Genomic DNA, 24994 nt, shown 5'->3' on the forward strand with positions numbered 1-24994 from the left:
CTGGAAATACCGAGCTATCGCCCAGATGCCCCAAAGGTTCGGCCGGAGCCCAAATTGACCGTGATCCTACACGCGGATACAACGGACCAATCAAATCGTAGTCGACCGGCGGCAGGCCGCTTGCATGTGGAGAGCAGTGTGAATGGACGACAATCTGGCCACCGGACAGTGCCTATGTGGCGCTGTGAAGTTCTCGATATCGGGAGCGTTCGAGAGCTTCTTCCTTTGCCACTGTAGCCGCTGCCGCAAGGACAGCGGTTCGGCACATTCGGCAAACCTGTTTTCGTCGACGGCAAAGATCACCTGGGTGTCAGGCGAAGGAAATATCAAGACATTCCAAATTCCTGGGTCACGACACGTGAAGAGCTTCTGCACCGAATGCGGTTCCGCGCTGCCGGTTTCTCAAGCATCTGCTGGTATTCTTGTCGTGCCAGCAGGGTCACTTGATAGCCAGATCGATATACGACCCAAGGCGCATATCTGCTTTTCCAGCCGCGCGAACTGGGACAACGAATTGGCCTCCATTGCAAAAATCGACGGGCTTCCCGGCTGAACGGTCGATCGCGTGACGCATCTTCAACACCCCCAGACAACAGTGAAGTGATAGCCCGTTTTTGGGTCGTTGCGGGCTGGGTGGCGAAGGATTGGCCTGGGGGGGGAATGCGATTGGTGTTGGGGTGTTATTTCGGGCGAAGGCGCCATCTGGTTTCAGAAAACCAAGCCTAATTGGGCCAAAGTGGCGCGCGTCTCATATTGCGCTATCTGGGCTGCGGGCGGGCGGTCTGTGGGGCGGCGGCTGCGGCGCTGACGCTGGGTTGGCGCGAAAGTTGCACCGCCAGAATACCCAGGGTCACCACCCCGACCCCCAGCACATCCAGCAGGCCAAGGCGTTCCCCCAGAAGCAGGCTGGCGATGGCGACGCCAAAGACGGGGTTGAGGAAATGAAAGGTGGCGGCGCGAATGGCACCGATACGATTCAGCAGCAGCACCCAGATAAAGGTTGCCATCAAGCCGGGCACCAGGGTGGTATAGGCGAAGGCCAGTCCCAGCCGTAGGGTGGGCGTGACAAAGATCTCTTCGCTGAGGGGGGCCGCAACAAACAGGATGGCCGATCCAATCAGCATCTGCAGCCCCACCACCATCATGAAGTTGCCACCCGATGTGGCGCCACGCAGCGCCAGGGTTGCCACTGTCAGCGCCGCGACCCCGGCAAAGCAGAGCACAAGGCCAAAGAGGTCAACCCCGGCATTGATCCGGGTGCCCATGATCAGCGCCACGCCGGCCACCCCCGCCATCAGGCCCATCAGGCCCAGCGGCTTGATCCGATCACCAAAGATCACCCAGGAGGCCAGCGCAACACAGAGCGGCATGGTGGAGGCAATGATGGCAGCCAGCGAGGCTTCGATCCATTGCATGGCAACAAAGTTTAGCCCCAGATACAGCGCGTTCTGGCACAGGCCAAAGATCACCGTGGCGCGCCATTGGTTGCGGCTCAGCCGCCAGGTTTGGCCCAGGGCGCGGGCGATGGCGACGCCGATCAGGCCAGAAATCAGAAAGCGCACCGCAAGCGAAAACAGCGGCGAGGCGTCCATCACAATGATCCGCGCCGAGGTAAAGGCAGAGGACCACATAAGGGCAAAGGTCAGCCCCATTGCGATTGCGCGAATATCCATGACCCTGGCCTTTCCCTGGTGGCAGATCGCCTGCCCGCCCTGCTACCGATCTTTAGCAAGGCGGGCAGGGACAGCAAATGGAATTCTCTGGGGTGTTCCGCTTTTGCACGCAAGCCGTCGGAGTGCCCCCGGCAGCAAAGGGCGCTGCCACAAAAAAAAGGGCCGCCAAAGGCGACCCTGATTTTCTTGGCTAGATCCCCAAAAGGGCTGGGATCAGGCTTCGCCGTTGACGCTGTCTTTCAGAGCCTTGGCAATGGTCATTTTCACAACCTTGTCGGCTTCCTTCATGAACTTTTCGCCGGTGGCGGGGTTGCGCACTTCGCGCTCGGGGCGCTCGCGGCAATAAATTTTTCCGACACCAGGCAGGGTCACGGCACCGCCGTTGGAAACTTCGCGTGTGATCAAGGCACAGACGGCTTCAAGAGCAGCGCCTGCGGTCTTTTTATCTTCGCCCATTTCCTCAGCCAGAGTGGCAACAAGCTGGGTTTTTGTCATCGGTTTGGACACTCTCAGATCTCCTTAAAACTGCCCGAACTGTGGGGCCTCATCGGGCAACATTATCGTTATGTTGTGTCGGAACACAACGCGTAGTGTGACAAAAGACCATAGAAACCAGAGGTTTTTTGCCGAAAATTGGAAAAACGGTCGATTAGAGGAAGGCGGTTTCATCAAAAGAGCGCAATTTGCGGCTGTGAAGCCGTTCCAGCGGCATGGATCTCAGTTGCTCCATAGCCCTTATGCCGATCTGCAAATGACGCGCAACCTGTGTCTGATAAAAGTCAGAGGCCATGCCCGGCAGCTTCAGTTCGCCATGCAGCGGTTTGTCGGACACACAGAGCAGGGTGCCGTAGGGGACGCGAAACCGATAGCCATTGGCGGCAATGGTGGCGCTTTCCATATCCAGGGCGATGGCGCGGGACTGGCTAAGCCGCTGCACCGGGCCGGACTGGTCGCGCAGTTCCCAGTTGCGGTTGTCGATGGTGGCGACTGTGCCGGTCCGCATGATCCGCTTCAGATCATAGCCTTCAAATTCGGTGACCTCAGCCACCGCCTGTTCCAGGGCGATCTGGATTTCCGCCAGGGCGGGAATAGGCGTCCAGACCGGAAGGTCATCATCCAGCACGTGATCTTCGCGCAGATAGGCATGGGCCAGGACAAAATCCCCGAGCGCTTGGGTGTTGCGCAGGCCCGCACAGTGGCCAACCATCATCCAGGCATGCGGGCGCAGCACTGCAATATGATCGGTGGCGGTTTTGGCATTTGATGGTCCAACGCCGATGTTGACCAGGGTGATGCCTTTGCCGTCGGCGCGCTTCAGATGATAGGTGGGCATCTGCGGCAGCTTGGCGATGGCCGGAATATCCGCCTTGGAGTCGGATATCTCATGGTTTCCAGTGCTGACAAAACTGGTGTAACCCGATTCCGGATCCGCCAGCTGTGCACGGGCGTAGGCTTCAAACTCGGCAACGTAGAACTGATAGTTGGTGAACAACACATGGTTTTGAAAATGTTCCGGTGCGGTGGCGGTGTAATGCGCCAGCCGGGCCAGCGAATAATCCACCCGCTGTGCGGTAAACAGCGACAGCGGCCCAATACCGTCATCGGGGTGATAGGTGCCATTGACGATGTCGTCATTGGTGGTGGCCAGATCCGGCACATCAAAGACATCGCGCAGGGTGAACCCGGCGGCGCCATCTTGCGGCACGGTTAGATCCGGGCGAGAGGCCACGGCAAAATGCACCGGGATCGGCGTATCTGATGCGGCAATGGTCACTGGCTGTCCGTGATGCTTGATCAACAGTGCAATCTGTTGCGTCAGATAGTGGCGAAACAGATCCGGTCGGGTCACCGTGGTGGCATAGGTGCCAGGGGCCGAGACATGACCAAAGCTGAGGCGGCTGTCCACCTGGGCAAAGCTGGAAGTGGTAAAGCGGATTTCGGGATAAAAGGCGCGGATGCGTCTGTCCCGGGCTGTTGCCTCGGCCATGCTGGCGATGAAGGCATCGCACAGAAATGTGGTGGCTTGGGTATAAAGCTCTTCCAGCCGGGCCACAGCGGCAGCGGCATCGGTAAAGTTCTCGGGGGCGGGGGCCTTGGGCTGCGCGATTTCCGCAAGGTGACTGGTTTGGGTCATGTCAGGGGCTCGATCACAGGAATCATTTCGAATGTGCGCACGTCAACAAGACCAAGGTCCGAAATCCGCAACTCGGGGATCACCACCAGGGCCAAAAGAGAGTGCTGCATATAGGCGTTGTTCAGTGCGCAGCCGCAGGCCTCCATCGCGGCGCCCAGTTTCTGCGCTTTGGCGGCAACTTCGGTGGCGGGGCTGTCGGACATCAGGCCGGCGATGGGCAGTTCAACCAGCGCCAGTTCTTTGCCATCACGGAAGATGGTTACACCACCACCGACCTCGGCCAGGCGATTGGCGGCCAGGGCCATCTGGTCGCGGTCGGTGCCCACCACGATCATATGGTGGCTGTCATGCGCCACGGTGGAGGCCATGGCCATTTTGCCAGTGTAGCCAAAACCCGAGACAAAGGCATTGGTGACGCCGCCGGTTGCCTGGTGGCGTTCCACCAAGGCGATCTGGCAGGTCTCACCCTCGGTGGCCATGGTGGCTTCCACCAGCCCGTCATGCACTGGCAATTCAGCCTTTAGCGCTTTGGTCGGGGCCTGGTTTTCCACCATGCCAATGACATTGGCGGTGACGGCATTGGCGCCTTCGGGGGCCTTGATCTCAAAATCTGTTGCGGTCAGCTCATGGCCCAGATGGATGGTGCCACGGGCGCTGTCAGGCCAGTCAAGATGCGGACAATCCACAGTAATAGAGCCTGATTCAGCGACAATCTGCCCGCGCGCCACGACCAGTTCGATGGGCAGTTCTGTCAGGTCTGAGGTGAGGATCACATCGGCGCGCCGTCCCGGCGTGATAGAGCCGATATCGCGTTCCAGACCAAAATGCGTGGCGGTGTTGATCGTTGCCATCTGCAGGGCAATCAGTGGATCACAACCGCAGGCAATGGCATGGCGCACCACCCGGTTCATGTGGCCGTCATTGACCAAGGTGCCAGAGTGGCAGTCATCGGTGCACAGGATGAAATTGCGCGGGTCCAGGCCTTTTTCAGTGATGGCGGTGATCTGCGCTTCGACGTCATACCATGCCGACCCCAGCCGCACCATGGCGCGCATTCCTTGACGCATCCGGGCGATGGCATCGGCTTCGCAGGTGCCCTCATGGTCATCTGCCGGGCCGCCTGCAACATAGGCGGCAAAATCGCGCCCCAGATCGGGCGAGGCATAGTGGCCGCCAACAGTTTTCCCGGCGCGCTGGGTGGCGGCGATCTCGGCAAGCATCTTGGGGTCGGCATTGGCAACACCGGGAAAGTTCATCATCTCGCCCAGGCCGACGATACCGGGCCAGGACATCGCCTCGGCCACGTCTTCGGGGGTGATTTCATATCCGGTGGTTTCCAGCCCCGGCGCCGAGGGCGCGCAGGATGGCATCTGGGTGAAGATATTGATCGGCTGCAACAGGGCCTCGTCATGCATCAGCCGCACGCCTTCCAGGCCCAGCACATTGGCGATTTCATGCGGATCAGTGAACATGGAGGTGGTGCCATGCGGGATGACGGCGCGGGCAAATTCCGCCGGGGTAAGCATGCCGGATTCAATATGCATATGCGCGTCGCAGAGACCGGGGATCATATAGCGCCCGGCTGCCTCTATCACCTGCGTATCTGCGCCGATGCAGTAACTGGCATCTGGTCCCACATAGGCGATGCGCCCGGATACGATGGCAATGTCATGCCCATCAAGCACCTCTCGGGTGTGGACATTGACCCATTTGCCCTGCCGGATCACCGTATCCGCCGGGCTGCGGCCTGCGGCAACATTGATCAATTGCGGGGCGATGTCGGGCCAGCTGGGGAATGCGTTCTCTGTCATGTGCCAATTGTTCTGATTGTTCCGGCAAGTGCAAGCCCTGCAATTCTTGCCTGTGTTGAAACAGTTATAGCCAAGACAAGAGGATAGCCCCAGCGCCCGGTGCCAAGGTGGCACAAAATAGCCGACCATCGCTGTGCTTGTTTGCAGAGGCAGCCCAGAGACGGCGGAGACAGCGGCGGGCAATTTGGATCTGGTCAAATGGGCTGTGGTAGATCAGGTTTTGACCACTGTGATTTACCCCTTCTCACCCAAGACCCAAGGAGACCCGAGATGAACACTCCCGAGCTGCGCCCCAATATGGACCACTGGCAAGAGCGCATAGATCTGGCGGCCAGTTTTCGCTGGGTCGAGCGGCTGAACATGCACGAAGGTGTCGCCAATCATTTCAGCCTGGCGGTGAATGACGAAGGTACGCAGTTCCTGATGAATGCCAATCAGATGCATTTTGCCCGTATCACGGCCTCTAATCTATTGTTCCTGGATGCCAATGATCCGGAAACCATGACCAAGCCCGGCGCGCCGGATCCAACGGCCTGGGGGCTGCATGGTTCTATCCACCGGCTATGTCCGCAGGCGCGCTGCGTGATGCATGTGCATTCGATCCATGCCACGGTTCTGGCCTCTCTTGCGGATAGCAACCTGCCGCCGATCGATCAGAACACCGCGACCTTTTTCAATCGCTATGTGATCGACGATGGCTATGGCGGGTTGGCGTTTGAAGACGAAGGCGCGCGCTGTGCGGCGATGCTGACGGACCCCAAGCAAAAGGTAATGATCATGGGCAATCACGGCGTTCTGGTTATCGGTTCTGATCCGGCAGATACCCTCAATAGGCTGTATTATTTTGAACGCGCGGCCGAAACCTATATCCGCGCTTTGCAAACCGGTCAGAAGCTGCGCGTCTTGTCAGATGAGATCGCCGAGAAAACTGCGCAGGAGCTGGAGGACTACCCAAGCCAGGCAGAGGCGCACCTGCGCGAGATCAAGCTGGTTCTTGATGCGGAAGGTTCTACCTACGCCAGCTAACCTGCTCCCCTGTTACCCCGTGCCGTTGCGCATCTGGCGCGGGGTGGCACCAAATTCGATGCGATAGGCGCGGGTCATGGCGCTGGGGTTCTCATAGCCGCTGCGCAGGGCAACCTCGGCGACGGATAAATCAGTCTCTAATATGAGCTTTCGAGCCTGTATCAGCCGCAGGTGTCGGTAGATCGCCTGCGGGGTGGCGCCCAGTTGCGCCTTCATGCGGTGTTCCAGATCTTTGCGGTTGCGTCCAATCTGGCGGGCGATCTCGGCAATCGACAGCGGGGCCTCGATATGGGCCTGCATCAGGGCCAAGGCGCGTGCCACAGATCGGCTGCGGGCAGAGCCCATGGCAAGGGGGCTAGGCTCTGCTTCGGTGACTTCGGGGCTCATGAACAAGGCCGCAACCTCCAGTCTCAGAGCCTGACCGTGGCGCTGGCCGATCAGTTCCATCATCAGGTCAAAGGCCGCGAGCGCCCCGGTACAGGTTATGCGATTGCCATCTTGCACATGACGCAGGCGCTGCACTGCGATCTGCGGGAAACCCTCGGCAAAACTGGCCAGTTCCTCCCAGTGGATGGTGGCGCGCCGCCCGTCTAGCAGGCCGGCCGCAGCCAAGAGCCAGGCACCTGCGTCAAACCCGGCCATCACCCGATACCGCAGCGCCGCTGCCCGCAGCGCCGCCTTGGCCTTTTCGGTGGCCAGCGGGCGATAGCGATAGGATGGCATGGCAATCAGCATGTCGCCCTGACAGTGCGGCAGGCGATCATGTGGGTTGACCTCCATCCCGGCCGAAGAGCTGGCCGGTGCCCCATCAAGGGTGAGAAAGCGCCAGGCATAGATCTGTCGCCCGGCCAGCGTATTGGCGGCGCGCAGCGGTTCAATTGTATTGGCCAGGCAATGGCCGGAAAAATCATCAAACAACAGCAGATCAACTTGCTGCATCGCGGCATCATCTTTGATCCATCTTTGCATGATATCCGCCGTTTCTGCACGAAGAGACCCTAGCCCGACGTTACACTGCTGGGCAAGTCAAAGAAAAGGATATGCGCGATGCAGTTTGGCATGACAGAAGAACAGTCGATGATCGTCGAAACCACCCGTGCCTTTGTGGAGAAAGAGCTCTACCCCCACGAGCTGGAGGTCGAGCGCAGTGGCCACCTCGATATGGAGGTGATCAAGGAAATCCAGAAAAAGGCCATGGAGGCAGGGCTTTACGCCGCCAATATGCCCGAAGAGGTCGGCGGTGCTGGTCTCGATACCTTGTCGTGGCTGATGTATGAAAAAGAACTGGGTCGGGCCAACTACGCGCTGCACTGGACCGGTGTTGCCCGCCCGTCGAACATCCTGTTGGCCGGCACCGAAGAACAGAAGGAAAAGTATCTGTTCCCCTGTATGAAGGGTGAAAAATGGGATTGTCTGGCGATGACCGAGCCAGATGCCGGGTCCGACCTGCGCGGCATGAAGGCGACAGCGCGTCAGGATGGTGATGACTGGATCTTGAACGGCACCAAGCATTTCATCAGCCATGCAGATATCGCCGATTTTGCTATCTGCTTCATGGCCACCGGGGTCGAGGACACGCCGCGGGGCCCGAAGAAAAAGATCACCGCCTTCTTTGTCGACAAGGGCACGCCGGGATTTGAAGTGCGCGCAGGCTACGGCAATGTCAGCCACCGCGGTTACACCAATGCGGTGCTGGAATTTGACGACTGCCGCCTGCCGTCTTCGGCCATTCTGGGCGAGGTCGACAAAGGATTTGACGTGGCCAACACCTGGCTGGGGGCGACTCGGTTGCAGGTGGCGGCGACCTGCCTGGGCCGGGCAGATCGGGCCCTTCAGCACGCGGTTGAATATGCCGCCGAGCGCAAGCAATTTGGCCAGCAGATCGGTAAATTCCAAGGCGTTTCCTTCAAACTGGCGGATATGGCGCTGGAACTGAAGGCGGCCAATCTGCTGACCTGGGAAGCCGGCTGGAAGTTCGATCAGGGCAGCGTTACCGAATCCGACATGTCGATGGCCAAGCTCAAGGCGACCGAAATGCTGGCCATGGTTGCGGATGAGGCAATCCAGATCCATGGCGGCATGGGCCTGATGGATGAACTGCCCTTGGAACGCATCTGGCGCGACGCCCGCGTTGAACGCATTTGGGAAGGGACGAGCGAGATCCAGCGTCATATCATCAGCCGCGAAATGCTACGCGCTCTTGGAGGCTAAAATGACCACGACTCTTTCCCACAAACCCAAAGTCACGATCACCTATTGCATCGGTTGCAACTGGATGTTGCGCGCTGCCTGGATGGCGCAGGAACTGCTTGCCACCTTTCAGGAGCAGCTGGGCGCGGTCACTTTGGTGCCGGGAGAGATCGGCGGGATCTTTGAGATCTCGGTCAATGACACCCTGATCTGGGAGCGCAAGCGTGATGGGGGCTTTCCGGATGTGAAAGAACTGAAATCCCGCCTGCGTGACCAGATCAACCCGCAACAGGACCTGGGCCATATCGACCGGGTCACAAGGGATGAATAGATAGAAATGAAGTCTCTAAACAGACTGTTTAGGCCCAAAACCATCGCCGTTGTCGGCGGGGGGGCCTGGTGCCGACTGGTGATCGAACAGTGTCAGAAGATGGGGTTCGATGGGGTGATCTGGCCAGTCCACCCCAAGGCAGAAGAGCTGGCAGGCCTGCCGGTCTACCGTGATATCGCCAGCCTACCCGGCGCGCCCGATGCCACATTTGTCGGCGTTAACCGTTTTGCCACCATCGAGGTGGTGCGGGATCTGGCGGCCCGTGAGGCGGGCGGAGCGGTCTGCTTTGCCTCGGGCTTTCTGGAAGCCCAGGCGGAGGATGCCGAGGGCGCGGATCTTCAGGTGCAGCTGCTGGAGGCCGCGGGCGATATGCCGATCCTGGGGCCCAATTGCTATGGCTTTATCAACTACCTGGATGGGGCGCTGTTGTGGCCGGATCAGCACGGCGGAAAACGGGTCGAAACGGGCGTCGCCCTGATCACCCAAAGTTCAAACATCGCCATCAACCTGACCATGCAGATGCGTGGCCTGCCCATCGCCTATGTGGTGGCGGCGGGCAATCAGGCGCAGTCGGGCATCGCCGAGATTGGCGAAGCCCTGCTGGAGGATGATCGCGTCACGGCGCTGGGCCTGCATATTGAAGGCTTTGGCGATCTGCGCGCATTCGAAGCCCTGGCCGCCAAAGCCCGCGCCCTGGGCAAGCCGATCATCGCGCTGAAGGTCGGAAAATCCGCCGAGGCCCAGGCGGCAACGATCTCTCATACTGCTTCGCTTGCAGGTGGGGATGCGGGGGCTTCAGCTTTGCTTGCCCGGCTTGGCATCCCACGGCTGGAGGATCTGCCCGCCTTTCTGGAAACGCTGAAACTGCTGCATGTGACCGGGCCGCTGGCCAGCAACCGGCTGGCCTCTATCAGCTGTTCTGGCGGCGAAGCCAGCCTTGCGGCCGATACCGCGCATGGGCTGCCAGTGGTGTTTCCACCACTGAACGACAGCCAGAGCACCAACCTGCGTGCCGCGCTTGGGCCGATGGTGGCACTGGCTAATCCGCTAGATTATCACACCTATATCTGGCGCGATACCGAGGCGATGATCCGGGCCTTTTCGGCGATGATGGATCCGTCGCTGGCGATGACCCTGCTGGTGGTCGATTTTCCGCGCGGTGATCGGTGCTCTGCCAGTGACTGGGACTGTGCCATCGATGCGGCCATTGGCACGCATCAGGCCACGGGGGGCAATGTTGCCATGGTAGCAACATTGCCGGAACTGCTGCCGGAAGCCGTTGCTGAACAGCTGATGGCTGCCGGGGTGGTGCCGTTTTGCGGGTTGCGCGAGGCGCTGACCGCCTGTGCTGCTGCCAGCCTGCCCCAGCGGGATCTGGCCGTGCCGTTGTTGCTGCCAACTCCAACCGTTGAACCAAGCCTGATCCCCGAAGCCGAAGCCAAGCTGCGCTTGTCGGACTATGGCTTGCGGGTGCCACAGTCGATTCAGGCCAAATCCCCCGGTGCGGCCCGGGCGGCTGCCGCGGATATCGGCTTTCCGGTGGTGTTGAAGGGCGAGGGCATCGCCCACAAAAGTGAGGCTGGCGCAGTGGTGCTGGGGCTGACAACGGGCAGCGATGTCAGTACGGCGGCCAGCCAGATGCCTGCTCAGCGTTTTCTGGTGGAAGAAATGGTGCCTGGCGCGGTGGCCGAGCTGCTGATTGGGGTGGTAAAGGATCCGGCGCATGGCTTTGTCCTGACACTTGCGGCAGGTGGCACCCTGACAGAGCTGTTGCAGGACAGTGCCTCGCTTTTGCTGCCAGCCAGTGATGCCTCGATTGAGGCCGCGTTGGAGGGGTTGAAAATTGCGCCGCTTCTGGCGGGGTTCCGGGGGCGTCCGGCGGCCAATCGCGCCGCTATCCTGGCCGCTATCAAGGCGGTGCAGGCCTATGTCCTGGCCGAGGCTGAGGGCCTGGAAGAAATTGAAATCAATCCGTTGCTCTGCACACCTGACGATGCGGTGGCGGCGGATGCGCTGATGCGGAGAAAGGACTTTATGAGATGAGCGACATGACACAGGACCACGGACCGGTGAAAACCCGGCGCGAGGGCGCCATTCTGGAGGTGACACTGGATAGGCCCAAGGCCAATGCCATTGACCTCGCCACCAGCAAGATCATGGGCGAGGTGTTTCGCGATTTCCGTGACGACCCCGACCTGCGTGTGGCGATCCTGACCGGGGGCGGCGAAAAGTTCTTTTGCCCAGGCTGGGATCTGAAAGCCGCCGCCGATGGCGACGCCGTGGACGGCGATTACGGCGTTGGGGGCTTTGGCGGCTTGCAAGAGATGCGAGAGATGAACAAGCCGGTGATTGCAGCCGTGAATGGCATCGCCTGTGGTGGAGGGCTGGAACTGGCGATCTCTGCCGATATGATCCTGGCGGCAGACCACGCGACATTTGCGCTGCCTGAGATCCGGTCTGGTACCGTGGCCGATGCGGCCTCGATCAAATTGCCCAAGCGCATCCCCTATCATATCGCCATGGAGCTGCTGCTGACCGGACGCTGGTTCGACGCCGCAGAGGCCAATCGCTGGGGGCTGGTGAACGAGATTGTTCCAGGCGATCAGCTGATGACCCGCGCCTGGGATCTGGCGCGGCTGCTGGCATCGGGGCCACCGCTGGTCTATGCGGCGATCAAGGAAGTGGTCCGCGATGCGGAAGACTGCAAATTCCAGGATGCGATGAACCATATCACCCAGCGACAGCTGCGCTCGGTGGATGTGCTCTATTCCAGCGAGGACCAGCTGGAAGGTGCCCGCGCCTTTGCAGAAAAACGCGACCCCGTCTGGAAAGGTCGCTAACCCAATCCAGAAAAAAGGGGGGGGGCTCTCCCGCCCCTGCCGTAGCAATCACAGATTGCCACTTTAGGGTTGGGCCGGGCACCGCGCTGACGCGCGGTGCCCGGCGTTCCTGTCGGAACTGCATGATTATTGGGCGCGGCGGTAAAACGGCCTGCCAGTGGGGGAACAGGTCTTGCACCTTGTCTGACTTCTGCCCATTTAGGACAGATGCAAAACACGCTTCTTTGTCTTGGATGTGGATATACTGCGCGCGCCTTGGCGCCGACTCTGTTGGCGCGGGGCTGGCGGGTGATTGGCACGGCGCGGGAAGCTGCGGATGTGCCTGGCGTAGAGATGATCATCTGGCCGGGGCAGGATATCCCCCTGACGGGCGTCACTCATATCCTCAGCTCGATCGGGCCCAATGCCAAGGGCGATCCGGTGCTGGCGCGCTTGCGGGATGAAATCGCCGCGGTGGCACCGGATCTGGCCTGGGTGGGCTATCTGTCGACCACTGCCGTTTATGGTGATCGGCGCGGTGATTGGGTGGATGAAACCACGCCCATTGCCCCTACCAGCGAACGCGGCACCTGGCGCGCCGAGGCCGAAGCGCAGTGGCAGCAGGTTCCGGATCTGCCGCTGCATATCTTTCGCCTGGCGGGGATCTACGGCCCCGGACGCGGCCCCTTTGCCAAGCTGATGGCCGGCAAGGCGCGGCGCATTGTGAAACCGGGGCAGGTGTTCTCGCGCATTCATGTGGATGACATCGCGCAAGCCCTGCTGGCCTCGATTGACGCGCCGAACCCGGGGGCGATCTACAACCTCTGCGATGACGACCCGGCGCCGCCGCAGGACGTTCTGGGCTACGCCGCAGAGCTGCTGGGGCTACCAGTGCCCGCCGAGGTGCCGTTTGACGAGGCGGGGATGACGCCGATGGCGCGCAGTTTTTACGGTGAAAACAAGCGGGTCAGAAACCAGCGCATCAAGGATGAGCTGGGGGTGCAGTTGCTCTACCCCAGTTACCGCGAGGGGCTGTGTGCAGTGTTGGCAGCCGAGGACATGGAACGCTTTGTGCCCCCGGCAGACCCGCCGGCGCTATAGTCCTGCCCACTTGCCCCGTTTTATTGTCGGCAGGCACAATGTGTTTCTTCAGGGCGATCCTGAGATCTTGTTCTTTGCTTTCTGCTGTTCTTGGGATGAGCCCTAGGCCCGCTTTTCCCCGATCTGCGCCACGCCCAGTACCTCTAGCACCTTGGCTTCGATCTGGGGGGCGTTCATGGCGGCGGTTTCGTACATATCGGCGGGGCTGGCCTGGTCGATGAAGGTATCAGGCAGCACCATCGAGCGGAATTTGAAGCCCGCGTCAAACACGCCCTCATCCGCCAGCAATTGCGCCACATGGGAGCCAAAGCCGCCGACAGCACCTTCTTCAATCGTGATAAGCGCCTCGTGGTCGGCCACCAGCTGCAGGATCATTTTGCGGTCCAGCGGTTTGGCAAAGCGGGCATCGGCAATCGTCGGCGTGATGCCCTTGGCCGCCAGCGATTCGGCTGCCTTGCGGACCTCTCCCAGGCGGGTACCAAAGGAGAGCAGCGCCACCCGTTTGCCCGACTGAATCATCCGGCCCTTGCCGATTTCGAGCAATTGCGGAACTTCGGGCATTTCAACGCCTTCGCCTTCACCGCGCGGGTAGCGGAAGGCGATGGGGCCGTCGTCATGGGCGGCGGCGGTATGGACCATATGCACCAGCTCTGCCTCGTCAGAGGCGGCCATCACCACCATGCCGGGCAGGTTGGCCATAAAGCCGATATCGAAAGAGCCGGCATGGGTGGCACCATCTGCCCCCACCAGCCCGGCGCGGTCGATGGCAAAGCGCACTGGCAGGCGTTGGATGGCGACGTCATGCACCACCTGGTCATAGCCGCGCTGCAGAAAGGTCGAATACATGGCGCAAAAGGGCTTCATCCCGCCAGCGGCCAGCGCGGCGGCAAAGGTGACGCCGTGCTGTTCAGCAATGCCCACGTCAAAACAACGCGAGGGATAGCGTTCCGCCATCAGCGACAGGCCTGTGCCATCGGGCATGGCCGCAGTGACGGCGCAGATCTTGTCGTCCTTGGCGGCCAGCTTGACCAGCTCATCGCCAAAGACCCCGGTATAGGACGGTGCGTTGGAGGGCGCTTTTTTCTGCTCTCCGGTGACCATATTAAACTTGGCAGTGGCATGGCCTTTGTCGCGGGCGGCCTCGGCGGGGCCATAGCCCTTGCCCTTTTTTGTCAGCACATGGATCAGGATCGGCCCACGGGCGCGGGCCTTGACGGTGCGCAGGACCGGCAACAACTGGTCCATGTCATGGCCATCGATCGGGCCGATGTAGGAAAACCCAAAGGATTCGAACATGGTGCCGCCGACGGCCATGCCCTTGAGCATGTCTTTGGCCCGTTTGGCCCCCTCGCGGAAGGGTTCGGGCAGCAGCGAGGCAGCGCCCTTGGCCACGGCTTTCAGTTCTTGAAACGGTTCCTCGGCATAAAGCCGCGACAGATAGGAGGACAGCGCGCCCACCGGGGGGGCGATGCTCATCTCGTTGTCGTTGAGAATGACAAACAGGCGTTTGTTCAGATGGCCGGCGTTGTTCATCGCCTCAAAGGCCATGCCGGCCGACATGGCCCCATCGCCGATCACCGCAATGGCATCGCCCAGACCTTCGGGCACCACACCGCCCAGATCGCGGGCAACCGAAAAGCCAAGCGCGGCGCTGATCGAGGTTGAGCTATGGGCGGCGCCAAAAGGGTCGTAGGGGCTCTCGCTGCGTTTGGTAAAGCCCGACAGCCCGCCCTTGGTGCGCAGGGTGCGAATACGGTCGCGGCGCTCGGTCAGGATCTTATGCGGGTAGGACTGGTGGCTAACATCCCAGATCAACTTATCACGCGGGGTGTCAAAAATGGCATGCAGCGCCACGGTCAGTTCCACCACGCCCAGACCTGCGCCCAGATGGCCGCCAGTTGTCGAAACCGCTGAAATGGTCTCTTGCCGCAGCTCATGTGCCAGCTGCACCAATTGTGCATCGCTGAGCCCCTTTATATCGGCAGGGCGCGAAATCTGGTCCAGAAGCGGGGTAGAGGGCCGGTCAGACATGGTGTTTCCTTGTGGCGGTCAGGGGCGGGGCGGGCCCCGGTGTCAGCTGTCTCGCGCAATAACGAAACGGGCGGCCTGCTTCAAGGTTTCTCCGGTTGCGCCATAGGGCGCTAGCGCAGCGCAGGCCTCATCAGCCAGGTCCCGTGCACGCTGTTTTGCGGGCTCCAGCCCCAGCAGCGACACAAATGTCGCCTTGCCGGCCTCGGCATCCTTGCGCACGGCTTTGCCGACCTTTTCGGCGTCGCCTTCTACATCCAAGATGTCATCTGCAATCTGAAAGGCAAGCCCAAGTGCGGTCGCGTAGTGTCGCAGGGGGGTGCAATCTGCTCCGGCCAACACCGGCCCGGCGGTGGCGGCCCATTGGATCAGACAGCCGGTTTTGCGCGCTTGCAACCGGGTAATTTCGTCCAGCGTTAGCGGTTTTGTGGCGGTTTCGGCGGCGATATCCAGCATCTGCCCCGAGACCATGCCCCCCTTGCCGGCCGATTGTGCCAGCCCGCGGATCAGCGCCAGCGCATGGGGTCCCAGATCGGGCGTGGCCAACAGTTCAAAGGCCAGGCTTTGCAGGCTGTCGCCAGCCAGTACCGCCATGGCCTCATCCCATTTGCGGTGCAGTGTGGGCTGGCCGCGCCGCAGATCGTCATCATCCATGCAGGGTAGATCGTCATGCACCAGCGAATAGGCATGCAGGCATTCAATCGCCAGAGCCGCATCCAGCGCGGCCTTTGAGTCCACACCGTGCAGTCGGGCGCTTTCCAGTACCAGAAACCCGCGCAACATCTTGCCGCCGCGCACGGCGTAGCGCATGGCTTGATGCAGCTGGTCTTCTCCAGCCAGGCGCAGGGTCAGGTGGTGTGAAATCTGCCCCTGGGCTTGCTGCATGGCGGCGGCAAACCCAAGGCCCGGTGCATCAACTGTGGTCATGGTGTCAGCCTGCGTCTAGGGGCTGCGTGGCGGTGGGCGTGCCACTGGCATCCAGGGTCAGCGCAGCAACCTTTTCTTCGGCGCGCTTCAGCTCGTCCTCGCAGCGCTTTTTCAGCTGTGCACCGCGCTCATACAGCGCAATAGAGGCATCCAGCGCCACATCGCCGCGCTCCAACTGACCAACCACGGTTTCCAGCTCATGCATGGCCTGCTCAAAGCTCATCTCGTTCACGGGGGTGTCGGTGGTCATGGTGCTGCCTTTATCAATTCTTCCACATGTGCGCGGGTGGCCTGCGCAAGGGCGTTCAGATCATATCCGCCCTCCAGAGTCGAGACGATACGGCCCGCACAGAGCGCCGCTGCCAGAGAGCAGAGCTCTGCCGTGAGCCAGGCAAAATCCTCGGTGCTCCAGTTGAGGTTTGCCAAGGGATCGTCGCGATGCGCGTCAAACCCGGCCGAGATGATGATCAGCTCTGGCTTAAAGGCGCGCAGACGTGGGAAAGCCTGTTCCGCATAGGCGCTTCGCATGGTCGCGCCATCTGAATCCGGGGGCAAGGGCATATTGAGGATCTGCCCATATGCGCCATCTTCATCAACGCGGCCGGTTCCGGGCCACAGGGGCATTTGCTGGCTGGTGATCACCAGCGCGCGTGGCTCATCCCACAGCAGATCCTGGGTGCCATTGCCATGGTGGACGTCGAAATCCACCACCGCGACGCGTTTCAGCCCGTGATGATCCAGTGCATGTTTGGCCGCCAGCGCCGCATTGCCAAACAGGCAAAACCCCATGGCGGTCTCGCTCTCGGCGTGGTGGCCGGGCGGGCGAATGGCGGCAAAGGCGTTGTCGACCTCGCCGCTCAGCACCATATCCACGGCCCGCACCATGGCCCCCGCCGCCCGAAAGGCCGCATCCAGCGAGCCAGGCGACATGAATGTATCGCCGTCGATCTTCGCAAAGCCTGCCTGCGGCAGGGCGTCCCGCAGCCCGCGCAGATGGTCAATGGGGTGAATGCGCAGGATGTCGTCCTCGGCCGCCAGCGGCGCACCAACCCGTCTAAGCGCAAGCGGCTCTAACGCGTGCAGCACATGTTCAACGCGCGCCACCTGTTCCGGGTGACCTGTCGGTGTTTCGTGTCGCAGGCAATCCGCATGGGTGATGAGAGCTGTTGTCATATGGCATATCCCAGGGTTTGGCATGAAGCAGAGAGCAGGGTCTTGGCCAAAGCTTAAGATTCATTGGCGCTAACCCACAAGCGGCAACCTGCCCTGATACGCAACTGTTACCCATCAGATGCAGCGCCGACGTGCAATCAATCGGGGGCCAGCATATATCCCGCGCCCCGCACTGTTTGCAGGTACTGGGGCTGTTTTGGGTTGGGTTCGATCTTGCGCCGCAGCCGGGTGATCTGCACATCCACCGCGCGTTCCTGCGCCTGGCCCCGGTCGCGGCCCAGATCTTCCACCAGCTTGGTGCGGCTCACCGGTTCGCCGGGGCAGGTTGAAAAGATCTTCATCAGCTGGCTTTCGGTCCCGGTCAGCCGCACCAGGTCATTGCCCTGCCACATTTCTCCACGCTCGACATCATAGCGGATTTCACCCAGGTGCAACACCTTGGGGGCGTTATCCTGGGCCGAGGTATCGGGCACCCGACGCAGGATGGCATTGACCCGCAGCAGCAGCTCTTTGGGTTCAAAGGGTTTGGGCAGGTAGTCGTCAGCCCCGGCTTCGAACCCCGTGATGCGGTCGTCAGTCTCGCCCTTCGCAGTCAAGAGCAGGATCGGCGTGGTCATGGTTTCGCGCAGCGATCTGGTCAGCGATATGCCATCCTCGCCCGGCATCATCACATCCATGATGATCAGGTCAAAATCCAGCCCGGCCAACACCCGCCGGGCATGGGCGGCATCGCGCGCTGCCGAGACCAGAAAACCGGCCCGCATCAGGAATTTCTTCAGCAACCCGCGAATGCGCTCGTCATCATCAACAATCAGCAGATGGGATTCAAATGTGCTCATGCGCCGGTTTCCCGCAGGTTGATATAGGCGCGGCGCATATCGGCATCCATCATTGCCTCCAGCACCTTTTTGAACCCCTGCACCGCCTCGGGGCCGGCGTCCTTGTAGGCGGCGCGCATGCGGGCGCGCTGGGCATCTGATAGCTTGGCCTCCAGCTGCTGGCCTGCCTCTGTCAGATGCAGATGCCGCTCGCGCTTGTCTGTCACGCCAACCCGGCTCTCGACCAGGCCGTCGCTGATCAGGGTGCGCAAGACCCGGTTCAGCGATTGCTTGGTCACGCCAAGGATGGTTAGCATATTGTTCACCGTGGTGCCGGGGGCGCGGTTGATAAAGTGAATGGCGCGGTGATGCGCCCGACCATAGGAAATCTCTGCCAGAATGCGATCAGGATCGGCGGTAAAGCCCCGATAGGCAAAGAACATTGCTTCGATCCCCTGGCGCAGCTGTTCATCGGTCAGAAACAGCAGATTTTCACCGCCAAACCCCTGGTTGGACCGCCCCATCGACCGCCCGCCTGCGCTATCTTCTGCCATGGTGCTGCCCCTTCTGCTTGTCTTTGGTGTCTCTTGCTCAGTTTATGTCAGCGATATTGACATTCCAAGGGTGAAGATGTATCGAATCGCAGCTTTGGCGCAATATTATGTCCGTTTCGGTCATTTGCGACGCAACTTTTGGAATTAATGACTGCTTTGAGGAGGCTGTGGCATGGCTGGATATGACGATCGTGACGGTGTGATCTGGATGGACGGAGAGCTGATCGAGTGGCGGGACGCCAAGGTGCATGTCCTGACCCATGCGATGCACTATGCCTCTTCCGTCTTTGAAGGAGAGCGCGCTTATAACGGCAAGATCTTCAAAAGCCGCGAACATTCCGAACGCCTGATCGCCAGTGCCGAAGCTCTGGATATGCCAATGCCCTATTCGGTGGATGACATCGAGGCTGCCAAGGCCGAAACCCTGAAGGCCTCCGGGCTGGAAGACGCCTATGTACGGGCCTTGGTCTGGCGTGGCTCTGGCGAAGACATGGGTGTCGCTTCGGCGCAGAATCCGGTGCGCATGGCCATCGCGGTCTGGGGCTGGGGGGCCTATTACGGCGATGCCAAAATGCAGGGCGCCAAGCTCGATATCGCAGAATACAAACGGCCCAGCCCGGACACCATCCCAGTGCATGCCAAGGCGGCCGGCCTCTACATGATTTGCACCATCTCCAAACACAAGGCTGAGGCCAAGGGCTGCTCGGATGCATTGTTCATGGATTATCGGGGCTATGTGGCCGAAGCCACCGGCGCCAACATCTTCTTTGTCAAAGATGGCGAGGTCCATACCCCGCTGGCCGATTGCTTCCTCAACGGGATCACCCGCCAGACTGTCATCGCCATGCTGAAAGACAAGGGAATCACCGTGCATGAACGCCATATCATGCCCGAGGAAATGGAAGGCTTTGAACAGTGCTGGCTCACCGGCACCGCCGCAGAGGTCACCCCAGTTGGCGAAATTGGCCCCTATAGGTTCGAAGTTGGTCAATTGACCCGAGACATCGCAACAGAATACGAAACCCTGGTGCGCAGCTAGTCGTCGATACAGGCTTAAAAATACAGAAGATGCGCCCCAAGCCGGACGCATCTTCATCTTGCTGAAAATACCTCGGAGCGCGAGGCAGAGCCTCGCATCCAAGATTTGCCCCTGTCAGACCACCTGGGTGGTGACCTCGACATTGCCGCGCACGGCCTTGGAATAGGGGCAGATCTTGTGGCCTGCCTCTGTCACCCGCTCGGCGTCCGCCGCGTTCAGGCCAGGCAGTGTCACCGCCAGGTCAACGGTCAGACCAAATCCTCCTTCTGCATGCGGTCCGATGCCGACGCTGGCCTGTACCGATACATCGCTCGGTACCTTGGCCAGGCTGGCATCTTGGGTGGTCGCAAATTGCATGGCACCAATGAAACAGGCGGCGTAGCCGGCGGCAAACAGCTGTTCCGGGTTGCTGCCTTTGCCATCCCCGCCCAGGGCGTTTGGAGCTGCCAGAACCAGATCAAGACCGGAGTCCTCGACTGTTGCGCGGCCGTTGCGGCCGCCGGTTGCTTGGGCCTGGGCGGTGTAGATTGGGGATATGGTCATCTGGATGTCCTCGCCTTTTGATATTTATATCGCTGATGAATAAATCGTGCACGATTAATTTAGGCCCTCTGCCTTATCCTTGCAAGGGGTTGTGATTTAATCGCGTGCGATTTAAATAACTGCATGATTGACCGTCCCCTTTCTCTTGATGATCTGCTCTGCTTTGCGCTGTATTCTGCCAATAACGCGATGGGGCGCCTGTATCGGCCGCTATTGGCGCCCCATGGGCTGACCTATCCGCAATATCTGGTCCTGGTCGCGCTCTGGCAACGCGATGGTCAAAAGGTGACTGACCTTGGGGCGGCGCTGAATCTGGAATCCAATACGCTCACCCCCTTGCTGAAACGGATGGAGCAGGCCGGGTTGGTCCAGCGCCAGCGCAGCCAAGAAGATGAGCGCAGCGTGATTGTCACCCTGACCTCCAAGGGGCGCGAACTGGAAAAAGCAGCGGCAGAGATTTCGCGCTGCATTCTAGAGGCGGCGGGAGAGGACGTAGCAGAGCTGATCCGCCTGCGCGACCGTATCCAGACCCTGACGGCCCGGTTGCAGACCGCGCAGTAGCCTTGCGCCACCAAACATCCGTACCCGGCAGCCAGCGCTGACAGGGCCTGTCTTGCGACCCTGTGTTACCCGCCTTTGGGGTCCGTCAGGGATCTTGCCTTGCCGCGCACCAGACCAAGGCGGCTTTCCCGCCAGATCACCAGGATATTGCCGCAAATCACCAGCGTCGCACCGGCGAGCATCACCAGGGTCGGCAACTCTTCGAACCAGAGATAGCCGATGATGATGGCAAAGATCATCGAGACATAGTCATAGGGTGCCAGCATCGAGGCCGGGGCAAAGCGATAAGACGAGGTAATCAGGATCTGCGCCACCCCACCCAGCAGCCCGGCGCCAATTAGCAGCGCCAGGGTTGTCGGGTCGGGCATGACCCAGCCAAAAGGCAATGTCAAAAGCGACAAAAGAGAGGCGGTCACAGAAAAGTAGAAGACAATTGCAGCCGTATGTTCGGTCATCACCATGCGGCGAATATGGATCTGCACAAAGCCACGCGCGAATGTCGCAGCAAGAATCAGCATAACCCCCAGCGTGGCTGTTTCGGACATATCTGCACTGCCGGACAGGCGCGGGTAGATCATGATCAAGACCCCCAGCAGGCCAATGCCCACGGCACTGATCCGCACCAGGCGGATTCGCTCGCCCAGGAAAATCGCTGCCAGGATCAGGGTGAAAATCGGCGTGGCATAGCCAATCGCGGTGACCTCGGGCAGGGGAAGCATGCCCAGCCCCATAAAGGTCATCGCCATGGCAGAGGTCCCCACCAGGCCGCGCCAGACATGGCCCATCGGCTTCTGGGTTCTCAGGCCATGGCGCAGATCGCCGCGCATCGCCAGCCAGACGACAATCACTGGGATGGCAAAGAAAGAGCGAAAGAACACGGCCTCTCCGGCCGGAACTACTTCTGAAACTGCCTTGATCAGGGCCGACAGGCCGGTGAACATGCCAATGGCTGCAACCTTCAGGCTAATGGCCATCATGGGTCGATGCGATGTTAAGGAATTTACCATGGCGGCAGACTGCGCTTCTGCGACAGAAAGATCAATGGGCTGAGTAGGGGCATTATTACTGCCTCTTGCCGGGGCATCGGGTTGGGCGTTTGAAGCATGTTCTTTGGGGGGGGCGCGTTGCTTTAGGTCAAAAGCCAAAGCAGCAGCGTCAGGGTGACAAAGGCACCGCTGGTTGCGGTGAGCATCGCCAGACTGGCCGCCCCCTCCAGGCCATTACGCTGGGCCAGCACCGTGTAGATACCAAACATCGGCATCGCGGCTGACAGGATGACGGCACTATGCAGGGATGGTGACAGGGTGACAATTCCAGATGTCATCAAGACCGCCGCCGTAAGCGCCGTAAGCGCCGGATGCAGCAGGAGCTTGCTGGCGCTGATCTGTGCCGCCAGCGCCCGGTTGCCATGCAGCGGTAGCCCGACCAGAGATCCGCCGATGACCAGCAGCGCAAGCGCTCCGGCGGTTGCCGCCAGCATTTCGACAAATTTCAGCATCGGGCCGGGCAGTGGCACCCCGCTGAGGGAAACCAGAAGCCCCAGCGCCAGGCCGATGATCATCGGCATCTTCGCCAGACCGCCCAGAATGCGCCCCAATCGTGGCAGCAGTCGTTGGCCTGGCGGCGCATCGGCCAGCTCAACCAGCAGCAGGCAAATCGGGATCAATATCAGGTTCTCGACGGTCAGGTTCAGGGCCAGCACCAGCCCCGCCTGATCGGGAAAGGCCAGCAGCATGATCGGATAGCCGATAAAGCCATTGTTGGGGCAGGTTGACCCCATCACCCCCAGGGCGCGCCGCCTGGGATCGGTGCCACGCAGGGTCAACAACAGGTAGGACAGCGCAATGGTGCCCAGCCCGCCGAGGGTATAGATCGCGGCATATCCGGGTTGGAACACTTCGGCAGGGCTGCGCGAGGCTAGGGCGGAAAAGATCATCGCGGGCAGCGCGATATTCAGCACATAGCGCCCAAAGCTGCGCATATCCGCTGCGTTGAACCAACCTTTCCAGACCACCCCATAGCCCAATGCCAAAGTCGCATAGATGGGAAAGGTGATGGCAAGGATGGCGGTCATGTCAGTGCTTTCCCTTGGGCTTTGGCGCGGGGGGAAGATCCAGCTGCCTGGCCCAGTGTTCGGGGAGCTCGGTGTCCATTTCCTTGGCCAGTTGCCGCAGATAAGCCAGCATCAGCCGGGCCCGTTTACGGGCAATCTTGCGGCCAGTGTCGGTGGCCATATCGCCGGGCAGTTTCAGCAGCTTCAGATGCCAGTGATCAATCGACCAGAGCTGATCATCCAGCGGCCGATTGGCAGCAAAGGGGTCGTCCGGGTCACAAAGAGCCCGATCAATTGCCCCCGCCACCATGAAGGTGCGGGCGATCCCCACCGCCCCCAGCGCATCCAGCCGATCGGCGTCGCGCAGGATTTCGGCCTCAAAGCTTTCCGGGGCAATCCCGGCAGAGAAACTATGTGCGGCGATCACATGCTGGGCGGCGCTGATCTCGTCTGCGTCATAGCCCAGCCCGGCCAGCAGCGGCGCGGCCTTCTGAGCCGAGAGAGACGAGGCAAGGTGGCGATCCGGGTGGTCTTTGGACAGGTTTACCAGATCATGCAGATAGGCTCCGGCGATCAGCACCCGCAGATTGACCCGGCCTGGTGTCCGGGCGTTTTCATCGCGGGCGATGCGCTGGGCATTGGCCCAGACCCGGTCCAGATGCGCGATGTCATGCGCCGGATCCTGCGCCATCTGCACTGCGGTGATCCGGCGCAGCTGCGCTTGCAGCGCCTTCATGCGCCGATGGTGCCCTGATTGGTGCCGATCTGGCCACGATGCAGCAGCAGATGATCCAGAAACACGCAGGCCATCATCGCTTCGGCCACTGGCACGGCGCGGATGCCGACGCAGGGGTCATGGCGGCCCTTGGTGATTACCTCGGCGGCGCTGCCATCCTTGCGGATCGACTGGCGTGGGGTCAGGATAGAGGAGGTTGGTTTCACCGCAAAGCGCACCACAACATCCTGTCCGGTCGAGATGCCACCCAGGATGCCGCCGGCGTGATTGGAGGAATAGACCGGCTGGCCATCATTGCCCATGAAGATCTCATCCGCGTTTTGCGAGCCCTTGAGCCGCGCCGCGTTCATGCCTTCGCCAATCTCAACCGCTTTGACCGCATTGATCGACATCATTGCAGCGGCCAGATCGGTATCCAGCTTGTTGTAGACGGGCGCACCAATGCCCGCAGGCACACCGCGGGCCACGACTTCCACCACGGCGCCGACGGAATCATGCGCCTTGCGCAGGGCCAGCAGGTAGTTTTCCCAGTCCTGGACCGCGCCCGCGTCAGGAACCCAGAAATCATTCTGGCCGATGGCCTCCCAGTCGAAACGGGCCCGGTCGATTTCCATCTCGCCCATTTGTGTCATGTAGCCGGTAATCTGCAGATCCGGCACCAGCGCCTGGATCGCCGCGCGGGCAACCCCGCCGGCTGCGACCCGGGCCGCAGTTTCGCGGGCGGAAGAGCGTCCGCCGCCGCGATAATCACGATTGCCGTATTTCTGGAAATAGGTGATATCCGCGTGACCGGGACGAAAGGTCTGGGCGATATCGCCATAGTCCTTGGACCGCTGGTCGGTGTTTTCGATCATCAGCTGGATCGGCGTACCAGTGGATTTGCCCTCAAACACCCCCGACAGGATCTTGACCGCATCCGGTTCATTGCGCTGGGTGGTGTGTTTGTTCTGGCCGGGGCGGCGGCGGTCCAGCCAGTGCTGCAACATCGCAGGGTCCAGCGGCACATTCGGCGGGCAGCCGTCCACGGTAGCACCCAGCGCAGGCCCGTGGCTCTCGCCCCAGGTGGTGACACGGAAAAGATGGCCAAAGCTGTTCATCGACATCGGGGGATCTCCTTTGCGAGATGTGCTTAGCGAGGCGGCGGCGATGGCTCAAGGGCTATTGCGTGGAGATTTGCGCGGCGGATTGTTGCAAAAGCTGCGCGCGGTGAGGGGAGGCTGGGGCGCTGCCCCCGCCACCTGCGGCGGCTCCCCCGGGATATTTTGCGCCAAATGAAGCCGGGGTGGGCCTGTCGGGATGCATGGGCAAGCGGCGCGGGCTGATATTGGTTGGGCTTGCCTTTAGGGGGCTTGGCACCTAGGAAACTGGGTACCTCGGGGTGCGTGAGAGATCACGCTGAGAGCACACCCGTAGAACCTGAACCGGCTAGAACCGGCGGAGGGAAGGTTTTGGAATTGTTCCACCCTTGCCCGATGCC

25 protein-coding genes and 1 riboswitch are annotated in these 24994 nt (G+C 60.8%); of the genes, 9 read left to right on the forward strand and 16 right to left on the reverse strand.

What is annotated here, in order from left to right:
* Positions 1-142: 142 nt before the first annotated feature.
* On the forward strand, positions 143-553 hold the full coding sequence (locus ACN0VH_RS07950) for a GFA family protein (protein WP_417700230.1): 411 nt from the start codon (positions 143-145) through the stop codon (positions 551-553).
* Positions 554-758: 205 nt separating this feature from the next.
* Here the strand turns inward: ACN0VH_RS07950 and ACN0VH_RS07955 are convergent, their stop codons facing one another.
* From ACN0VH_RS07955 to ade, 4 genes are all read right to left on the reverse strand, one after another.
* Positions 759-1673 (reverse strand): DMT family transporter, encoded by a 915-nt coding sequence (locus tag ACN0VH_RS07955; RefSeq protein ID WP_417700232.1) that lies wholly within the window; start codon positions 1671-1673, stop codon positions 759-761.
* A 213-nt stretch (positions 1674-1886) separates the two neighbouring features.
* Complete coding sequence (locus tag ACN0VH_RS07960) at positions 1887-2180, reverse strand: HU family DNA-binding protein (RefSeq protein WP_232401587.1); 294 nt, start codon at positions 2178-2180, stop codon at positions 1887-1889.
* Between the two features lie 142 nt (positions 2181-2322).
* Positions 2323-3807 (reverse strand): AMP nucleosidase, encoded by a 1485-nt coding sequence (locus ACN0VH_RS07965; protein WP_278922060.1) that lies wholly within the window; start codon positions 3805-3807, stop codon positions 2323-2325.
* Entirely contained in the window at positions 3804-5618 is a 1815-nt protein-coding gene (ade, locus tag ACN0VH_RS07970) for an adenine deaminase (RefSeq protein WP_417700234.1), read from the reverse strand. The genes ACN0VH_RS07965 and ade overlap by 4 nt, the downstream gene beginning before the upstream one ends.
* A gap of 270 nt (positions 5619-5888) precedes the next feature.
* On the opposite strand from ade, the gene ACN0VH_RS07975 reads away from it, so the two are divergent.
* A complete protein-coding gene (locus ACN0VH_RS07975; RefSeq protein ID WP_417700235.1) occupies positions 5889-6644 on the forward strand; it encodes a class II aldolase and adducin N-terminal domain-containing protein in 756 nt (251 codons plus the stop codon).
* A gap of 12 nt (positions 6645-6656) precedes the next feature.
* Here ACN0VH_RS07975 and ACN0VH_RS07980 read toward each other — a convergent pair whose 3' ends face one another.
* Positions 6657-7613, reverse strand: coding sequence for a GlxA family transcriptional regulator (locus tag ACN0VH_RS07980; protein ID WP_278922057.1), 957 nt, complete (start codon positions 7611-7613; stop codon positions 6657-6659).
* Positions 7614-7691: 78 nt separating this feature from the next.
* Here ACN0VH_RS07980 and ACN0VH_RS07985 point away from each other — a divergent pair, with 78 nt between their 5' ends.
* The 5 genes from ACN0VH_RS07985 (at position 7692) to ACN0VH_RS08005 (ending at position 13085) form a co-directional block, all read left to right on the forward strand.
* Positions 7692-8855, forward strand: coding sequence for an acyl-CoA dehydrogenase family protein (locus tag ACN0VH_RS07985; RefSeq protein ID WP_417700237.1), 1164 nt, complete (start codon positions 7692-7694; stop codon positions 8853-8855).
* 1 nt (position 8856) lies between these two features.
* The gene (locus ACN0VH_RS07990; RefSeq protein WP_417700238.1) at positions 8857-9165 is read left to right on the forward strand and encodes an Rdx family protein; all 309 of its coding nucleotides are present in this window, start codon (positions 8857-8859) and stop codon (positions 9163-9165) included.
* Positions 9166-9171: 6 nt separating this feature from the next.
* Positions 9172-11208, forward strand: a complete 2037-nt coding sequence (locus ACN0VH_RS07995; protein WP_417700239.1) for an acetate--CoA ligase family protein — start codon at positions 9172-9174, stop codon at positions 11206-11208.
* On the forward strand, positions 11205-12005 hold the full coding sequence (locus tag ACN0VH_RS08000) for a carnitinyl-CoA dehydratase (protein ID WP_278922053.1): 801 nt from the start codon (positions 11205-11207) through the stop codon (positions 12003-12005). The genes ACN0VH_RS07995 and ACN0VH_RS08000 overlap by 4 nt, the downstream gene beginning before the upstream one ends.
* A 207-nt stretch (positions 12006-12212) precedes the next feature.
* Positions 12213-13085 carry an SDR family oxidoreductase gene (locus ACN0VH_RS08005; RefSeq protein ID WP_417700241.1) on the forward strand — a complete coding sequence of 291 codons (873 nt, stop codon included), beginning with the start codon at positions 12213-12215 and terminating at the stop codon, positions 13083-13085.
* 102 nt (positions 13086-13187) lie between these two features.
* On the opposite strand, the gene dxs is transcribed toward ACN0VH_RS08005, so the two are convergent.
* From dxs to ACN0VH_RS08035, 6 genes are all read right to left on the reverse strand, one after another.
* Positions 13188-15116 (reverse strand): 1-deoxy-D-xylulose-5-phosphate synthase, encoded by a 1929-nt coding sequence (dxs, locus tag ACN0VH_RS08010; RefSeq protein WP_278922051.1) that lies wholly within the window; start codon positions 15114-15116, stop codon positions 13188-13190.
* Between the two features lie 42 nt (positions 15117-15158).
* Positions 15159-16040, reverse strand: coding sequence for a polyprenyl synthetase family protein (locus ACN0VH_RS08015; RefSeq protein ID WP_278922050.1), 882 nt, complete (start codon positions 16038-16040; stop codon positions 15159-15161).
* Between the two features lie 4 nt (positions 16041-16044).
* Complete coding sequence (locus ACN0VH_RS08020; RefSeq protein ID WP_232401607.1) at positions 16045-16290, reverse strand: exodeoxyribonuclease VII small subunit; 246 nt, start codon at positions 16288-16290, stop codon at positions 16045-16047.
* On the reverse strand, positions 16287-17213 hold the full coding sequence (locus ACN0VH_RS08025) for a histone deacetylase family protein (protein WP_417700243.1): 927 nt from the start codon (positions 17211-17213) through the stop codon (positions 16287-16289). Before ACN0VH_RS08025 ends, ACN0VH_RS08020 begins: the two co-directional genes overlap by 4 nt.
* A gap of 137 nt (positions 17214-17350) precedes the next feature.
* The gene (locus ACN0VH_RS08030) at positions 17351-18052 is read right to left on the reverse strand and encodes a response regulator (RefSeq protein ID WP_278922048.1); all 702 of its coding nucleotides are present in this window, start codon (positions 18050-18052) and stop codon (positions 17351-17353) included.
* On the reverse strand, positions 18049-18585 hold the full coding sequence (locus tag ACN0VH_RS08035) for a MarR family winged helix-turn-helix transcriptional regulator (protein WP_417700245.1): 537 nt from the start codon (positions 18583-18585) through the stop codon (positions 18049-18051). The genes ACN0VH_RS08030 and ACN0VH_RS08035 overlap by 4 nt, the downstream gene beginning before the upstream one ends.
* A gap of 172 nt (positions 18586-18757) precedes the next feature.
* Between ACN0VH_RS08035 and ACN0VH_RS08040 the strand changes: the two genes are divergently transcribed.
* Positions 18758-19624: a branched-chain amino acid aminotransferase gene (locus ACN0VH_RS08040; RefSeq protein ID WP_278922046.1), complete on the forward strand. Its 867-nt coding sequence runs from the start codon at positions 18758-18760 to the stop codon at positions 19622-19624.
* A gap of 114 nt (positions 19625-19738) precedes the next feature.
* Here the strand turns inward: ACN0VH_RS08040 and ACN0VH_RS08045 are convergent, their stop codons facing one another.
* A complete protein-coding gene (locus ACN0VH_RS08045) occupies positions 19739-20167 on the reverse strand; it encodes an organic hydroperoxide resistance protein (RefSeq protein WP_417700247.1) in 429 nt (142 codons plus the stop codon).
* Between the two features lie 123 nt (positions 20168-20290).
* Here ACN0VH_RS08045 and ACN0VH_RS08050 point away from each other — a divergent pair, with 123 nt between their 5' ends.
* On the forward strand, positions 20291-20728 hold the full coding sequence (locus tag ACN0VH_RS08050; protein ID WP_417700249.1) for a MarR family winged helix-turn-helix transcriptional regulator: 438 nt from the start codon (positions 20291-20293) through the stop codon (positions 20726-20728).
* Positions 20729-20793: 65 nt separating this feature from the next.
* On the opposite strand, the gene ACN0VH_RS08055 is transcribed toward ACN0VH_RS08050, so the two are convergent.
* From ACN0VH_RS08055 to aroC, 4 genes are all read right to left on the reverse strand, one after another.
* On the reverse strand, positions 20794-21735 hold the full coding sequence (locus ACN0VH_RS08055; protein ID WP_417700250.1) for a DMT family transporter: 942 nt from the start codon (positions 21733-21735) through the stop codon (positions 20794-20796).
* A 122-nt stretch (positions 21736-21857) separates the two neighbouring features.
* Positions 21858-22802, reverse strand: a complete 945-nt coding sequence (locus ACN0VH_RS08060) for an AEC family transporter (protein ID WP_417700251.1) — start codon at positions 22800-22802, stop codon at positions 21858-21860.
* 1 nt (position 22803) lies between these two features.
* Positions 22804-23517 (reverse strand): HD domain-containing protein, encoded by a 714-nt coding sequence (locus tag ACN0VH_RS08065; protein WP_417700253.1) that lies wholly within the window; start codon positions 23515-23517, stop codon positions 22804-22806.
* Positions 23514-24620, reverse strand: coding sequence for a chorismate synthase (gene aroC / locus ACN0VH_RS08070; RefSeq protein ID WP_417700255.1), 1107 nt, complete (start codon positions 24618-24620; stop codon positions 23514-23516). Before aroC ends, ACN0VH_RS08065 begins: the two co-directional genes overlap by 4 nt.
* Positions 24621-24881: 261 nt before the next feature.
* A riboswitch (TPP riboswitch) is annotated at positions 24882-24977 on the forward strand.
* Positions 24978-24994 lie beyond the last annotated feature (17 nt).

The organism is Pseudophaeobacter sp. (assembly GCF_048267565.1).
Taxonomy (GTDB): Bacteria; Pseudomonadota; Alphaproteobacteria; order Rhodobacterales; family Rhodobacteraceae; genus Pseudophaeobacter; species Pseudophaeobacter profundi.

Coding starts and splice junctions, on each gene's coding strand:
- ACN0VH_RS07950 (WP_417700230.1), top strand. CDS start 143: ATGGACGACAATCTGGCCACCGGACAGTGCCTATGTGGCGCTGTGAAG.
- ACN0VH_RS07955 (WP_417700232.1), bottom strand. CDS start 1,673: ATGGATATTCGCGCAATCGCAATGGGGCTGACCTTTGCCCTTATGTGG.
- ACN0VH_RS07965 (WP_278922060.1), bottom strand. CDS start 3,807: ATGACCCAAACCAGTCACCTTGCGGAAATCGCGCAGCCCAAGGCCCCC.
- ade (WP_417700234.1), bottom strand. CDS start 5,618: ATGACAGAGAACGCATTCCCCAGCTGGCCCGACATCGCCCCGCAATTG.
- ACN0VH_RS07975 (WP_417700235.1), top strand. CDS start 5,889: ATGAACACTCCCGAGCTGCGCCCCAATATGGACCACTGGCAAGAGCGC.
- ACN0VH_RS07980 (WP_278922057.1), bottom strand. CDS start 7,613: ATGCAAAGATGGATCAAAGATGATGCCGCGATGCAGCAAGTTGATCTG.
- ACN0VH_RS07985 (WP_417700237.1), top strand. CDS start 7,692: ATGCAGTTTGGCATGACAGAAGAACAGTCGATGATCGTCGAAACCACC.
- ACN0VH_RS07990 (WP_417700238.1), top strand. CDS start 8,857: ATGACCACGACTCTTTCCCACAAACCCAAAGTCACGATCACCTATTGC.
- ACN0VH_RS07995 (WP_417700239.1), top strand. CDS start 9,172: ATGAAGTCTCTAAACAGACTGTTTAGGCCCAAAACCATCGCCGTTGTC.
- ACN0VH_RS08000 (WP_278922053.1), top strand. CDS start 11,205: ATGAGCGACATGACACAGGACCACGGACCGGTGAAAACCCGGCGCGAG.
- ACN0VH_RS08005 (WP_417700241.1), top strand. CDS start 12,213: ATGCAAAACACGCTTCTTTGTCTTGGATGTGGATATACTGCGCGCGCC.
- dxs (WP_278922051.1), bottom strand. CDS start 15,116: ATGTCTGACCGGCCCTCTACCCCGCTTCTGGACCAGATTTCGCGCCCT.
- ACN0VH_RS08015 (WP_278922050.1), bottom strand. CDS start 16,040: ATGACCACAGTTGATGCACCGGGCCTTGGGTTTGCCGCCGCCATGCAG.
- ACN0VH_RS08020 (WP_232401607.1), bottom strand. CDS start 16,290: ATGACCACCGACACCCCCGTGAACGAGATGAGCTTTGAGCAGGCCATG.
- ACN0VH_RS08025 (WP_417700243.1), bottom strand. CDS start 17,213: ATGACAACAGCTCTCATCACCCATGCGGATTGCCTGCGACACGAAACA.
- ACN0VH_RS08030 (WP_278922048.1), bottom strand. CDS start 18,052: ATGAGCACATTTGAATCCCATCTGCTGATTGTTGATGATGACGAGCGC.
- ACN0VH_RS08035 (WP_417700245.1), bottom strand. CDS start 18,585: ATGGCAGAAGATAGCGCAGGCGGGCGGTCGATGGGGCGGTCCAACCAG.
- ACN0VH_RS08040 (WP_278922046.1), top strand. CDS start 18,758: ATGGCTGGATATGACGATCGTGACGGTGTGATCTGGATGGACGGAGAG.
- ACN0VH_RS08045 (WP_417700247.1), bottom strand. CDS start 20,167: ATGACCATATCCCCAATCTACACCGCCCAGGCCCAAGCAACCGGCGGC.
- ACN0VH_RS08050 (WP_417700249.1), top strand. CDS start 20,291: ATGATTGACCGTCCCCTTTCTCTTGATGATCTGCTCTGCTTTGCGCTG.
- ACN0VH_RS08055 (WP_417700250.1), bottom strand. CDS start 21,735: ATGGTAAATTCCTTAACATCGCATCGACCCATGATGGCCATTAGCCTG.
- ACN0VH_RS08060 (WP_417700251.1), bottom strand. CDS start 22,802: ATGACCGCCATCCTTGCCATCACCTTTCCCATCTATGCGACTTTGGCA.
- ACN0VH_RS08065 (WP_417700253.1), bottom strand. CDS start 23,517: ATGAAGGCGCTGCAAGCGCAGCTGCGCCGGATCACCGCAGTGCAGATG.
- aroC (WP_417700255.1), bottom strand. CDS start 24,620: ATGTCGATGAACAGCTTTGGCCATCTTTTCCGTGTCACCACCTGGGGC.